At 39.4% G+C, this 13,909-nt stretch carries 7 protein-coding genes, 21 tRNA genes and 1 rRNA gene; 28 read left to right on the plus strand and 1 reads right to left on the minus strand.

Annotated elements, in window-relative coordinates; genetic code table 11:
- Window position 1: 1 nt before the first annotated feature.
- The 27 genes from rrf to QFZ31_RS26730 all read left to right on the plus strand — a co-directional run bounded on the left by rrf (window position 2) and on the right by QFZ31_RS26730 (window position 11,157).
- Window positions 2-117: ribosomal RNA gene (gene rrf, locus QFZ31_RS26600) — 5S ribosomal RNA — on the plus strand.
- Between the two features lie 8 nt (window positions 118-125).
- A tRNA-Val gene (locus QFZ31_RS26605) sits at window positions 126-201 on the plus strand.
- Window positions 202-206: 5 nt separating this feature from the next.
- Window positions 207-282, plus strand: a tRNA-Thr gene (locus QFZ31_RS26610).
- Window positions 283-349: 67 nt separating this feature from the next.
- A tRNA-Lys gene (locus tag QFZ31_RS26615) sits at window positions 350-425 on the plus strand.
- Between the two features lie 33 nt (window positions 426-458).
- Window positions 459-543 (plus strand) — tRNA-Leu (locus QFZ31_RS26620).
- A 13-nt stretch (window positions 544-556) separates the two neighbouring features.
- A tRNA-Gly gene (locus QFZ31_RS26625) sits at window positions 557-631 on the plus strand.
- A gap of 5 nt (window positions 632-636) precedes the next feature.
- Window positions 637-725, plus strand: a tRNA-Leu gene (locus QFZ31_RS26630).
- Between the two features lie 39 nt (window positions 726-764).
- Window positions 765-841, plus strand: a tRNA-Arg gene (locus tag QFZ31_RS26635).
- Between the two features lie 7 nt (window positions 842-848).
- A tRNA-Pro gene (locus QFZ31_RS26640) sits at window positions 849-925 on the plus strand.
- A gap of 18 nt (window positions 926-943) precedes the next feature.
- Window positions 944-1,019 (plus strand) — tRNA-Ala (locus tag QFZ31_RS26645).
- Window positions 1,020-1,037: 18 nt separating this feature from the next.
- Window positions 1,038-1,114, plus strand: a tRNA-Met gene (locus QFZ31_RS26650).
- Window positions 1,115-1,141: 27 nt separating this feature from the next.
- Window positions 1,142-1,218 (plus strand) — tRNA-Ile (locus QFZ31_RS26655).
- Between the two features lie 17 nt (window positions 1,219-1,235).
- Window positions 1,236-1,328: transfer RNA gene (locus tag QFZ31_RS26660), tRNA-Ser, on the plus strand.
- A gap of 133 nt (window positions 1,329-1,461) precedes the next feature.
- A tRNA-Met gene (locus QFZ31_RS26665) sits at window positions 1,462-1,535 on the plus strand.
- 3 nt (window positions 1,536-1,538) lie between these two features.
- A tRNA-Asp gene (locus tag QFZ31_RS26670) sits at window positions 1,539-1,615 on the plus strand.
- A gap of 26 nt (window positions 1,616-1,641) precedes the next feature.
- Window positions 1,642-1,717, plus strand: a tRNA-Phe gene (locus tag QFZ31_RS26675).
- Window positions 1,718-1,746: 29 nt separating this feature from the next.
- Window positions 1,747-1,822 (plus strand) — tRNA-His (locus QFZ31_RS26680).
- 18 nt (window positions 1,823-1,840) lie between these two features.
- A tRNA-Gly gene (locus QFZ31_RS26685) sits at window positions 1,841-1,914 on the plus strand.
- A 6-nt stretch (window positions 1,915-1,920) separates the two neighbouring features.
- Window positions 1,921-1,997 (plus strand) — tRNA-Ile (locus QFZ31_RS26690).
- A gap of 62 nt (window positions 1,998-2,059) precedes the next feature.
- Window positions 2,060-2,134 (plus strand) — tRNA-Asn (locus tag QFZ31_RS26695).
- Window positions 2,135-2,142: 8 nt separating this feature from the next.
- Window positions 2,143-2,233: transfer RNA gene (locus QFZ31_RS26700), tRNA-Ser, on the plus strand.
- An 8-nt stretch (window positions 2,234-2,241) separates the two neighbouring features.
- Window positions 2,242-2,313 (plus strand) — tRNA-Glu (locus QFZ31_RS26705).
- An 801-nt stretch (window positions 2,314-3,114) separates the two neighbouring features.
- A complete protein-coding gene (gene glgB / locus QFZ31_RS26710) occupies window positions 3,115-5,061 on the plus strand; it encodes a 1,4-alpha-glucan branching protein GlgB (protein ID WP_307308935.1) in 1,947 nt (648 codons plus the stop codon).
- Window positions 5,003-6,148: a glucose-1-phosphate adenylyltransferase gene (locus QFZ31_RS26715; RefSeq protein ID WP_307308937.1), complete on the plus strand. Its 1,146-nt coding sequence runs from the start codon at window positions 5,003-5,005 to the stop codon at window positions 6,146-6,148. The genes glgB and QFZ31_RS26715 overlap by 59 nt, the downstream gene beginning before the upstream one ends.
- Before the next feature lie 149 nt (window positions 6,149-6,297).
- Window positions 6,298-7,329, plus strand: a complete 1,032-nt coding sequence (locus QFZ31_RS26720) for a sugar phosphate nucleotidyltransferase (RefSeq protein ID WP_307308940.1) — start codon at window positions 6,298-6,300, stop codon at window positions 7,327-7,329.
- Window positions 7,326-8,774, plus strand: coding sequence for a glycogen synthase GlgA (glgA, locus tag QFZ31_RS26725; RefSeq protein ID WP_307308942.1), 1,449 nt, complete (start codon window positions 7,326-7,328; stop codon window positions 8,772-8,774). The genes QFZ31_RS26720 and glgA overlap by 4 nt, the downstream gene beginning before the upstream one ends.
- Window positions 8,764-11,157 carry a glycogen/starch/alpha-glucan phosphorylase gene (locus QFZ31_RS26730; protein ID WP_307308946.1) on the plus strand — a complete coding sequence of 798 codons (2,394 nt, stop codon included), beginning with the start codon at window positions 8,764-8,766 and terminating at the stop codon, window positions 11,155-11,157. The genes glgA and QFZ31_RS26730 overlap by 11 nt, the downstream gene beginning before the upstream one ends.
- A gap of 41 nt (window positions 11,158-11,198) precedes the next feature.
- Here the strand turns inward: QFZ31_RS26730 and QFZ31_RS26735 are convergent, their stop codons facing one another.
- Complete coding sequence (locus QFZ31_RS26735) at window positions 11,199-12,137, minus strand: 1,4-dihydroxy-2-naphthoate polyprenyltransferase (protein WP_307308948.1); 939 nt, start codon at window positions 12,135-12,137, stop codon at window positions 11,199-11,201.
- Between the two features lie 364 nt (window positions 12,138-12,501).
- On the opposite strand from QFZ31_RS26735, the gene QFZ31_RS26740 reads away from it, so the two are divergent.
- Complete coding sequence (locus QFZ31_RS26740; protein ID WP_307308952.1) at window positions 12,502-13,908, plus strand: isochorismate synthase MenF; 1,407 nt, start codon at window positions 12,502-12,504, stop codon at window positions 13,906-13,908.
- Window position 13,909: the final 1 nt, after the last annotated feature.

A 13,909-nucleotide genomic window follows, 5' to 3' on the forward strand; every position in this document is an offset into this window, starting at 1 on the left:
GTCTGGCAATAATGGCGAGAAGGTCACACCCGTTCCCATACCGAACACGGAAGTTAAGCTTCTCAGCGCCGATGGTAGTTGGGACTTTGTCCCTGTGAGAGTAGGACGTTGCCAGGCTTATATATGGAGGATTAGCTCAGCTGGGAGAGCATCTGCCTTACAAGCAGAGGGTCGGCGGTTCGATCCCGTCATCCTCCACCATATATGCCGGTTTAGCTCAATTGGTAGAGCAACTGACTTGTAATCAGTAGGTTGGGGGTTCAAGTCCTCTAGCCGGCACCATTCTTTACTTCGTTGGTTCATATCAGCGGCAGCGTAAAAATAGTTATCATATAAGTGCCAATTATATGAGCCATTAGCTCAGTTGGTAGAGCATCTGACTTTTAATCAGAGGGTCGAAGGTTCGAGTCCTTCATGGCTCACCAGATTTTTTTGCGAAGCAAAATGAATTTCTATATGCGGGTGTGGCGGAATTGGCAGACGCACCAGACTTAGGATCTGGCGCCGCAAGGCGTGGGGGTTCGACTCCCTTCACCCGCACCATTTAGTTTAATATGCGGAAGTAGTTCAGTGGTAGAACACCACCTTGCCAAGGTGGGGGTCGCGGGTTCGAATCCCGTCTTCCGCTCCAAAGTTGCCGGGGTGGCGGAACTGGCAGACGCACAGGACTTAAAATCCTGCGGTAGGTGACTACCGTACCGGTTCGATTCCGGTCCTCGGCACCAACTTTTCTTTCGCAAAAGCGAAATACCAATCAATATTATGCGCCCGTAGCTCAATTGGATAGAGTGTCTGACTACGGATCAGAAGGTTATGGGTTCGACTCCTTTCGGGCGCGCCATATATTGCGGGAAGTAGCTCAGCTTGGTAGAGCACTTGGTTTGGGACCAAGGGGTCGCAGGTTCGAATCCTGTCTTCCCGACCATGCTTTTAAAAACAAAATGGGGCCTTAGCTCAGCTGGGAGAGCGCCTGCTTTGCACGCAGGAGGTCAGCGGTTCGATCCCGCTAGGCTCCACCATAACTTAATTCTATATTTGGCGGTGTAGCTCAGCTGGCTAGAGCGTACGGTTCATACCCGTAAGGTCGGGGGTTCGATCCCCTCCGCCGCTACCAAATAAATTAGTTATAGAATTTCAAATTGGACCTTTAGCTCAGCTGGTTAGAGCAGACGGCTCATAACCGTCCGGTCGTAGGTTCGAGTCCTACAAGGTCCACCAGTAATTTTATATAATATGGAGGAATACCCAAGTCCGGCTGAAGGGATCGGTCTTGAAAACCGACAGGCGGGTTAAACCGCGCGGGGGTTCGAATCCCTCTTCCTCCGCCATATTATTACTTCAGCAACGAGCGTTACTTCAAAGAGTTAACTGCGAGTTGTATCAATCGAGCCGCAGCTTGAATAGACATTCTAAGATTGATACAAATATGCATATTATGTGCATCAAATAATTTTCTATTGTCGCGGGGTGGAGCAGTCTGGTAGCTCGTCGGGCTCATAACCCGAAGGTCGCAGGTTCAAATCCTGTCCCCGCAATTCGGTCTGGTAGTTCAGTTGGTTAGAATGCCTGCCTGTCACGCAGGAGGTCGCGGGTTCGAGTCCCGTCCAGACCGCCATTTTTATTAAGATGGCAAAATATAGTGGCTCAGTAGCTCAGTCGGTAGAGCAAAGGACTGAAAATCCTTGTGTCGGCGGTTCGATTCCGTCCTGAGCCACCATTTATTTTTAGATGGTATCTATTATGATGGCGATTGTGGCGAAGTGGTTAACGCACCTGATTGTGGTTCAGGCATTCGTGGGTTCGATTCCCATCAGTCGCCCCATAGTTTAATTTATTATTTGCGGGTGTAGTTTAGTGGTAAAACCTCAGCCTTCCAAGCTGATGTTGTGAGTTCGATTCTCATCACCCGCTCCAATTTATGGGCCTATAGCTCAGCTGGTTAGAGCGCACGCCTGATAAGCGTGAGGTCGATGGTTCGAGTCCATTTAGGCCCACCAGAACTTTTTGCGACAGCAAAATAGGTAGTATTTTTTGCAACAGCAAAATAAATTTCTATTGTTCCGCAGTAGCTCAGTGGTAGAGCTATCGGCTGTTAACCGATCGGTCGTAGGTTCGAGTCCTACCTGCGGAGCCATTTTTTATGGGGAAGTACTCAAGAGGCTGAAGAGGCGCCCCTGCTAAGGGTGTAGGTCGGGTAACCGGCGCGAGGGTTCAAATCCCTCCTTCTCCGCCATAAATTAAGGCCCCTTGGTCAAGTGGTTAAGACACCTCCCTTTCACGGAGGTAACACGGGTTCGAATCCCGTAGGGGTCATACAAAAAGGCTGATGATATTTTATCATCAGTTTTTTTGTGCTTATTTTTGTCAGTGAAAAGGACAATACACCAATCGAAATGTATAACTCTATAAGTTCAAAGTCTATAGTGACCGTAAAATAGCAGCGAACGGAAATTGGGTAACTATAAAAAACTTTCATTAATCTAAATCCCAATGTTAGCTAAATCAACCAATCATCAAAGCGCTCCAGTGATCCAATACCCTCTTCTAAATCAAATTGAGTCTCTCCGTTGACAGGGTGGAGTTGTGACGCCTTTTGATATGCTCAGTGTATTTTCCAGTTATCGTAGAGTGACCAAATACCTTCTAAATCTCCCATTAAACAACAACCTTCATCCTAAAAAATGTCCGAAAAATTTGTTGTTATATAAGAAAAACAAACATTCCAATACTCTATAATGTCCTTAGCTTGTCAAAGACATAAGAGCACATTCGCGAAAGTAAAATGATATATTGAAATAACATTATATTCAGCGCATTTTTGACAAGAACATTGATAACGCTTACATATGGTGAATATTTAACACTTTTACATGCTAAAGTTTCTTATAATTTAAATAATATTTTTTACCCAAAATCGCAAAAAAACTTTATATTTTTTTGTCTTTTTACGTAGGATTTCTTGTTTAAATTTGTCGAAAGGTGCAGTTAAACCTCACAATATGACAAACTATATGTTTTATTGTCAGAAAAGATAAAAAAGTTTTACAAGAGATATTTCTAGTTTGCACTTATAATTAACCCTTGAAATACATTTTCACAAGGATGAGGTTAATAATGGCAGTGAACACTTTATATCCAACAGACTATCAGTTGCATTTATTTCATGAGGGGAACCTTTTTCAAAGTCACCAGCTGTTTGGAGCACACGTTTTTAGAGAAGCCGACAAAGTCTATACGCGATTTTGTGTATGGGCTCCAAACGCTAACAATGTAAGGCTGGTTGGAAATTTCAATAACTGGAATGGAGAAGGTTACGATTTACATAGGGTAAACAATGAAGGTGTATGGATTATTGTCATTAATCAAGACCTAAATGGATGCCTCTATAAATATGAAATAATTACAGCACAAAACGAAAGACTTTTAAAATCAGATCCATATGCATTTTATTCTGAACTGCGGCCAAATACAGCATCCATCGTATATTCATTGAGAAACTACGATTGGCAGGATAATCATTGGATGCACCGAAAGCAAAAAAGAAACTTCTTATCTGAACCACAGATCATCTATGAGGTGCATTTTGGTTCATGGAAAAAGCATGAAAATGGTGATTTTTTAACATATAAGGAAATGGCTGAAGAACTCATACCTTATGTGCTTGAACATGGATTTACACATATTGAATTATTACCGCTTATCGAGCACCCCTTTGACGGATCTTGGGGATATCAGGGTACTGGATACTTTTCGGCAACGTCTCGCTACGGCACACCAAAGGACTTTATGTACTTTGTAGACCAGTGTCATCAGAATGGAATTGGCGTCATTCTTGATTGGGTTCCTGGTCATTTTTGTAAGGACTCTCATGGTTTATATCGTTTTGATGGTTCGCATATTTATTCCTACGAAACAGAGACTGACAGGGAAAATCAAGTATGGGGAACAGCAAACTTTGATCTCGGAAAAGGCGAAGTGCAAAGTTTCCTCATCTCAAATGCATTTTATTGGATTGATTATTTCCATATCGATGGCTTTAGAATGGATGCTGTTGCAAATATCATCTATTGGCCAAATTCAGCCGAGAATCAAGAAAATCCATTTGGCATTGATTTTCTAAAAAAATTAAATATACAAGTTCATGAATATGATCCAACCTTTGTCATGATTGGAGAGGATTCAACCGATTTCCCTAATGTTACTGCTCCTGTCCATTATGGTGGATTAGGGTTCGATTATAAATGGAACATGGGCTGGATGAATGACATTTTAAAATATATGGAAACTCCGCCATTTGCACGTGCAAGTGTTCATACGAAAGTAACTTTCTCACTCCTTTATGCCTTTACAGAAAACTTTATGCTCCCGTTATCACATGATGAAGTGGTACATGGAAAAAAGTCGCTTTTAGACAAAATGCCAGGAGATTACTGGGAGAAATTCGCCCAACTACGTTTACTTCTAGGGTATATGTTTGCACATCCTGGTAAGAATCTATTATTTATGGGATTCGAGCTTGGTCAGTTTGCAGAATGGAAAGACAAGGAACAGTTAGATTGGAATCTATTAGAATATGAAATGCACCAAAAAATAAATCAATATGTTAAACAATTAACAAAGCTTTATAAACGTTCTAAGGCTATGTATGAACTTGACCACATGCATGATGGATTTGAATGGATTGACTGTGATAATTATAGCCAATCAGTCTTTTCATTCATTCGGAAAGGTAAAACAGAAAATGATTATTTAATAATCATTTGTAATTTTACAGGCGTGCATTATCCAGAATTTAAAATAGGCGTACCTGCTCAAGAAGAGTTTCGTGAAATATTTAATAGTGACGATACAGACTTTGGCGGCGCCGGTTTTATAAATAAGAAAACATTTATGGCTTTAGAAGAGCCATTTCATGGAAGACCATATTCCGTTAATGTGACGATACCGCCTTTTGGCTTTCAGATCATTCGACCGGTGAAAAAACGAAAGGAGAGAAAAGGTAATGGGAAAGAAAAAGTGCGTGGCAATGCTATTGGCAGGAGGGAAAGGAAGCAGACTTAATTCACTTACAAAGGATTTGGCAAAGCCTGCTGTTCCATTTGGAGGTAAGTACAGAATCATTGATTTTCCTTTAAGCAATTGTACGAATTCAGGTATAGATACAGTGGGAGTATTAACTCAGTATCAACCATTGCTATTAAATTCTTATATAGGTATTGGCAGTGCATGGGACCTTGACCGAAAAGATGGAGGGGTAACCGTTTTACCTCCGTATGCTGAAACTTCAGAGGTAAAGTGGTATACCGGTACCGCAAGTGCTATTTATCAAAACCTTAATTATTTGAAGCAATACCAGCCTGAATATGTACTCATTCTCTCTGGTGACCATATTTACAAAATGAATTATGAGAGTATGCTTGAATATCATATTGAGAAAAGAGCAGACGTAACCATTTCCTTAATTGAGGTTCCTTGGGCGGAAGCAAGCCGTTTTGGAATTATGAACACTAACGAGGAATTAAGAATAACAGAGTTTGAGGAAAAGCCAGCAGAACCGAAGAATAATTTAGCTTCGATGGGCATTTATATTTTCAGCTGGAATATACTGAAAGAATATCTAGAGATGGACGCTAGAAATACGAAATCCTCCCACGACTTTGGTAAAGACATTATTCCAACTCTATTAGATGAAAATAAAAAGTTATATGCCTATCCTTTTAAAGGTTATTGGAAGGATGTTGGTACAGTTAAGAGCCTGTGGGAAGCAAATATGGATCTATTAAATAACGAATGTGATTTAGATCTATTTGATCATGATTGGAGAATTTATTCTGTCAATCCTAATCAGCCTCCACAATATATCTCTCCTGAAGCCATTGTTAAGGAATCTTTAATTAATGAGGGCTGCACGATTGAAGGAGAAATTGATAATTCTGTTTTATTTCAAGGGGTAACTGTTGGTAAAGGATCGATTATTAAGGAATCTGTAATCATGCCGGATGCGGTAATTGGTGAAAACGTTAAGATTGAAAAAGCAATTGTTCCTAGTGATGTAATTATTCCTGATGGAACCGTAATCCGTTCATTTGATGATGAAATTATTCTTGTTACAGAAGAAATGTTAAGTGGGTTATATCCTGCTTTTTAATATTAAGGTTATCTAGCTGCGGGCGCCATCGGCTCGAGTCATAAGCCAATCACTTCGGAAGGCAAAAACCATGCCTTCTGTCAGTGCCTGTCTTATACTTGTCGCCGATGAGCAGGCGCCCTACGCTTTTATATCGGGAGGGACTAGTATTGAAGAGGAAGCTATTAGGAGTTATTGACGCAACAACGTACCATGAAGATCTAGAGGACCTTTTAACACATCGGTCACTTGCAGCCCTGCCATTTGCGGGACGTTATCGTATTATTGATTTTGTACTTTCCAATATGGTGAACTCAGGAATTAGAAGTGTAGCAATCTTTCCTAAAATAACCTACCGTTCGTTAATGGACCACCTCGGTTCAGGAAAGAATTGGGATTTAAATCGCAAGCGAGATGGGCTTTTCTTTTTTCCAACTCCCGTCGTTGATTCTGATATCAATAAAATAGGAACATTTGAAAACTTTGCTGCAAATCTAGATTTCTTTTATCGCAGTTCTCAAGAGTATTCTATCATTACAAATTGTTATACGGTTTTCAATATGGACTTTAAACCATTGTTAGATTGGCATATCCATTCTGGGTGCGATATTACTGAAATTCATCATGAAGATGGCACCCCGATGGAAATGTATTTAGTGAAGACATCATTACTTATTAAGTTAATTGAAACAAGAAATGAAACAGGATATACATGCATGAGGGATGTGGTCCTAGATCATGAACATCAATATTCCGTTTGCAGTTATGTGTATTCCGGTTATGCAGTCATGATCGATTCTATCCAAAACTATTTTTCTACTAGTCTCAATTTATTAAAATCAGATGTTTGGAAGCAATTATTTATTAAAGAGCAGCCTATCCTGACAAAGGTAAAAGATGAGCCGCCAACACGCTATTTAAAAGGTTCAGTTGTACAAAATGCCATGATAGCCAATGGCTGCTTAATCAATGGTACCGTTGAAAATAGTATCATTTCAAGGGGCGTTAAAATTGGAAAAGGCGCAGTTATTAAGAATTCCATTATCATGCAAAAATGCGTGATCGAAGATAATTGTTATCTTGATTCCGTTATTTTAGATAAAGATGTAAAGGTTGAGGCTGATACAATCTTAACTGGTACAGCCAGGGACCCTTTTGTGGTGCGAAAAGGTACGAAACAAGGAGCGCTGATGAATTCGTGAAAGTATTATTTGCAGTATCGGAATGTGGTCCATTTGCAAAATCAGGAGGGCTTGCGGACGTGGCAGGCTCTCTGCCTAAAGAGCTGAAAAGTCTTGGTACAGACGTAAGGGTGATCCTGCCAAAGTATGGCACTATTGCCGATGACTTTAAAGCAGATATGAAAAAAATCAAAGAATTTACAGTACCTGTTGGCTGGAGAAATCAATATTGCGGTATTGAGGAGCTTTCCTATGAGGGAGTAACCTACTACTTTGTTGATAACGAGTACTACTTCAAACGCGAAGGATTTTATGGTTATTACGATGATGGTGAGAGGTTTGCTTATTTTAACCGAGCTGTATTGGAAGCTTTGGCACATCTAGATTTTTATCCAGATGTCCTGCATTGTCATGACTGGCATACAGCGATGATTCCATTTTTATTAAGAATGGAGTATTACAAGCGAAAAGGCTACGGACTTATTCGTACGGTTTTCACGATTCATAATCTGCAATTTCAGGGCATTTTCCCAAGAGAGGCACTTTCTGACCTGCTTGGATTGGATTGGGGAGCCTTCAACCCTGAACATTTAGAATTCTTCGGCTGTATTAATTTTATGAAGGGTGCTCTTGTAGCAGCTGACGAAATTACAACAGTGAGCCCAACCTATAAACAAGAAATCCAGACGCCTGTATATGGTGAAAAATTGGATGGTCTCTTAAAAACTAGAGAGGAAGATCTTGTAGGTATTTTAAATGGCATCGATGATAAATTCTATAATCCTGCCGACGATTCCCTAATCTATAAAACGTACACAGTTAACAGCCTTGAAAACAAGGCAATTAATAAAAGTGAAGTCCAAAAATTCTTTGGGCTGCCACAAAAACCAAACACACCATTAATGGTGATGATTACTCGGCTGACAAAACAAAAGGGATTAGATCTCGTTAAGTGTGTGTTAAACGATATTCTCCATGAAGATATACAAATGGTGGTTCTAGGGACAGGAGACTATGCTTATGAAGAGTATTTGCGTCATGCAGCAAATTCCTATCCAGATAAATTAAAGGTTCATATCGGTTTTAGTGAGGGACTTGCTCACAAGCTTTATGCTGCGGCAGACCTGTTTCTAATGCCTTCCTTATTTGAGCCATGCGGTCTTGGTCAATTAATCGCAATGAAATACGGTGCGGTACCAATTATACGAGAAACAGGCGGGCTAAATGATACGGTTCAATCTTGGAATGAAATAACAAATGAGGGAACTGGATTTTCTTTCAAGAATTTTAATGCCCATGACATGCTATATACGATTAGAAGGGCATTACACTTTTATCATGACCCTGCTTGGAAAACCATCGTTCAAAAAGCAATGGAGAAGGATAACAGCTGGGCACAGTCTGCATTTAAGTACAATCAGCTTTATGCAGAGCTGATCTCGAGGAGTGAAACCCATGTTTTCTAGTACAACAGAATTTAAAAATACTTTCTTAAAGAGGTTGAATATGGTATGCGGTAAGAGCTTCTCAGAAAGCTCTGAGCGGGACCATTACCAAACACTCGGTATTATGATTCGTGAATTTGTTAGTCATGATTGGATCAAAACAAATGAACGATACCTTGCTGCGAAAGAGAAACAAGTATATTATTTATCAATTGAATATTTATTAGGTAAATTGCTGCGCCAAAATTTAATAAATTTAGGAATCGAAGAAACCGTACAAGTTGGACTTAGTGAACTTGGTATTGATTTAAGTAACCTAGAGGAATTAGAAAGTGATGCAGGATTGGGAAATGGCGGCTTAGGTAGATTAGCCGCTTGTTTTCTTGATTCCCTTGCTTCTCTTAATCTTCCGGGGCACGGGCATGGTATTCGCTATAAGCACGGTTTATTCGAACAGAAAATTGTGGATGGATATCAGGTAGAACTGCCAGAGCAATGGCTCAGAAGCGGTAATGTATGGGAAGTTCGTAAAGCAGACTTAGCCGTTAAAATTCCCTTTTGGGGCAAGGTAGAGGGACGTACCGAGAACGGTCGACTTGTGTTCCAACATCTAAATGCAGAAACGGTGACAGCTGTACCGCATGATATGCCGGTGATTGGCTATAATTCAGAAACAGTAAATACGTTAAGATTATGGAATGCAGAGCCATCTCAATTCCCTATTCATGATGATATTTTAAAGTACAAACGAGAAACGGAATCTGTATCAGAATTCCTCTATCCCGACGATACCCATGATGAAGGGAAAATACTCCGACTAAAGCAGCAATACTTTTTAGTATCCGCTAGTATTCAATCTATTATTAAAACGTATCGAAAACAACACGGAAACTTGAAGGAACTTCACCAGCACGTTTGTATTCACATTAATGATACTCATCCAGTTTTGGCTATTCCTGAACTCATGAGAATCTTAATTGATGAGGAACAATTTGATTGGGACCTGGCATGGTATATTACAAGGAATACAATTTCCTATACAAATCATACTACCTTATCGGAAGCATTGGAAAAATGGCCAATTCGGATTTTTCAGCCGTTATTACCTCGAATTTATATGATTGTGGAAGAAATAAATGAACGGTTTTGCGGAGAATTATGGGATAAATACACAGGAGATTGGGATAGGATTGCAAAGCTAGCGATCATTGCCGATGGTTTTGTGAAAATGGCTCATTTAGCGATTGTCGGGAGTTTCAGTGTTAACGGAGTTGCTAAACTCCATACAGAAATTCTCAAGACTCGTGAAATGAATCAATTTTATCAATTGTTTCCAGAGAAATTCAATAATAAAACGAATGGAATTGCCCATCGCCGCTGGCTGCTAAAAGGAAATCCAGATCTTTCAAACTTAATTACGGATTCCATTGGTTCTTCATGGACTCAATCACCTGCCGACTTAATTCAATTACTTAATTATCAACAAGATTCATCCTTCATGGAACAGCTCTTGAAAATAAAAAGAGATAATAAAGAACGGCTTGCTGAAGTAATCCAGAGTAAGAATGGGATTGTTGTAGATTCCTCTGCTATCTTTGACGTCCAGGTTAAGCGTCTGCACGCTTATAAGAGACAGCTTCTAAAGGTATTACATATCATGTATCTTTATAATCGGATTAAAGAGGATTCTAGTTTTTCAATGGTACCAAGAGTATTTATTTTTGGGGCAAAGGCGTCCCCGGGTTATTATTATGCAAAGAAAATTATTAAGCTCATTAATACGGTTGCAGATAAGGTTAACAATGACCCATTTATTGGCGATAAAATGAAAGTGGTTTTTCTTGAAAATTATCGCGTTTCGCTGGCGGAAAAAGTCTTTCCGGCTGCCGATTTAAGTGAACAAATTTCAACCGCGAGTAAAGAGGCTTCTGGTACCGGTAACATGAAATTTATGATAAATGGAGCACTTACAGTAGGAACAATGGATGGGGCCAATATTGAGATTCATGAATTGGTCGGAGATGAGAACATCTTTACATTCGGACTTTCTGCAGATGAGGTACTTCACTATTACCAGCATGGAGGCTATCAATCGATTGAATATTATCACCATGACAGCCGTATCCGCCAGGCTGTTGATCAGCTCGTAAATGGGTTCTTCCCAGGTGTTTATAACGAGTTTGAACCGATATTCGATTCATTATTAGAGGAAAACGACCAATACTTTGTATTAAAGGATTTTGCTTCCTATGCGGACACTCAAAAGACAATTGGTGAAACCTTTAGGGACCAGCAAGTTTGGCAAAAGAAGTGTCTGGTTAACATCGCCCACGCCGGTTATTTTTCAAGTGATCGGACAATCAAAGAGTACGCGGATAATATTTGGGGAATTAAACCTCAATAATAAAAAGGCATCTGCTGAAATGCAGATGCCTTTTTGAGTAGTTATGAAACAAAGTATCCAAGGAAAATTCCGATGGCCAGTAAAAAGCCAAAAATAGTATTGGTTTGTGCTGTTGCTTTCATGGCAGGAGCCATTTGAATTGGTGTCACACCTGCTTTAAAACCCTTAATTGCTTTCATTGCTTTAGGAATACTGAGCAGGACGATTAGTGTCCAAATTGGAGCAACACCAGTGATAATTAGACCTAATATCCAAATAAATGAAAAAATAAACATATAACCCATTAACGTAACGGCCTTATTTTTTCCTAATAGAATCGCTAAAGTTTTACGGCCATTTTCCTTATCGCCATCTAAATCCCTAATATTATTTGAAAAATTAATTGCACCAACCAGAACCAAAATAGGAACTGAAACAAGGATGCTATATGTTGTTACTGTTCCAGTTTGGATAAAAAATGAAATTAAAATGATTAACATACCCATAAAGAACCCTGCGAATATCTCTCCGAACGGTGTATACGCAATTGGAAAAGGTCCTCCTGTATACAAATAGCCCACTGCCATACAAACTAGCCCAAGCACGGCAAGCCACCAGCTAGTACTCATACAAATATATACACCAATCAATAAAGCAATTCCATAGAGGCCGAGGGCGAGCTGCATAACCGTTTTCGGCTTAATGCCGTCACGTACAATGGTACCGCCAATTCCTATTGAATTCTCATTGTCAAGTCCACGTTTATAATCATAATACTCATTAAACATATTAGTAGCCGCTTGGATTAATAAGCTTGCGATTAACATGGCAAAGAAAAGACCAAAATGTATCGTTCCATGTGATAGTGAAAGTGCCGTACCAAGCAAAACTGGAACGAATGAAGCAGTTAAAGTATGGGGACGGGTCATTTGCCACCAAACCTGAAAACCACGATTCGATTCTACAGCAGGCTTTGTACTGTGCTGTAAATTTGGCTGCATAATCTTCTCTCCCTTTATAAAATTTTTTCTTTTATTTATAGTAATGTCGTTAATTTGCACTGTTGTCTGTAAAGCACTGTCCAAACCTTAGTTTAGGGAATTTGGCAACGACAGTCAATTATTTTTTATTAGTCAAATTAGTAGATAATTCCTTCTTGATTAGTAATGAGTTTTTAGAGGGAAAATGATAGTAAACGAATGTAAATCAAATACAACCCTGCTCGGAATGAATTAAGATATAATAAGGATTGGTGAGTATACTTAGTGACAAGTATTACTGACTTCTTTACAATAAAGTAGTATCTTTAAATTAGGCATTAAAATGAATGGATAACAGTCACTTGACTGTTTTGGAGGGATTTTTTTGGTTACCATTCAGGAAACAGAATTAAAGGATAAAGGTATCTTAGCAGTCAGAACTGCTCAAAAACTAGGTCGCCCTATTTTAATTAGCGAAGTCCATCAAATGGACAGTATCGATCCCTTATCCTTTTTCAATAGTGGAAGTGTGCGCTATTTTGGGGAACGTTTCTACTGGAAAGACCCATCAGAAGAAGTTGTGCTTATTGGCATTGGCATATCAAAACAAATTCAGTCGGATCAGGCTACTGACCGCTTTTTTCATGTTGAAGAAGAGTGGAGAAATTTCTTAAAGGATGGCCTAATCTTTAATCCATTTAATGAAAATGGCTTAGGACCTGTTATGTTTGGCGGATTTTCCTTCGATCCACTTAAGGAAAAGACAACTCTGTGGTCTAACTATGCTGATTCTCTATTTCATGTTCCTAAATATATGTTAACACTTGTTAAGGGACAAACGTTTTTAACGACGAATATTGTTTGTACCCCGAATGATGATTATTCTCTTTTTGAAGAAGAAATGAACGAGCGAACTCAGTTGCTCTCATCTCTAAATTTAAAACAAGATACTGATATGAAACCAGCTAAGCTTCTTGAAATGAAAGAAATTTCACCGCAGCAATGGAAACAGACAGTTGATGATGTGGTAGAGGAGCTGAAAACTGGTTCATTGAAAAAAGTTGTTCTGGCACGCGAATTAAGATTATTGTTTGATAGTCACGTTAAGGCCGATCTTATTCTTGAGAATTTATACAATCAACAGCGAGACAGCTTTATCTTTGTTTTTGAATCCAATGGAGATTGTTTTATCGGTGCAACACCAGAAAGGCTTGTGAAGAAACAAGGAGAAAATGTATTCTCAACATGCCTGGCAGGCTCGATTAGACGTGGTAAAAATGAAGAAGAAGACAATATTTTAGGGCAAACATTATTAAATGATCAAAAAAACATTAGTGAGCACGGCTTTGTGGTGGAAATGATTAAAGAAGCATTAGAAGAATCATGTGAGGAAATTATCCTTCCAGATAAGCCTCAATTAATGAAAATCCGGGATATTCAACATCTTTATACGCCGGTTATCGGTAAATGTCAAAAGGATGCTTCGCTCCTTTTATTAGTTGAAAGACTTCACCCAACTCCAGCCCTAGGGGGTCTTCCTAAACAAGAATCTGTTGAAAAAATTAGACAAGTAGAGGAGCTCGATCGTGGTTTCTATGCTGCACCGCTTGGCTGGGTCGATTATCGAGGAAATGGCGAATTCTCGGTTTCTATTCGTTCTGGTCTTATTCAAGGTAAAGAGGCTTCATTATTTGCAGGATGTGGTGTCGTAGCAAATTCTGACTCAGAAAGTGAATACCTAGAAACGAGCCTAAAATTCACACCGATGCTTCGTGCTCTTGGAGGAAATTAAT

Origin of the sequence: Neobacillus niacini (assembly GCF_030817595.1) — a bacterium.
Lineage (GTDB): Bacteria > Bacillota > Bacilli > Bacillales > Cytobacillaceae > Neobacillus > Neobacillus niacini_G.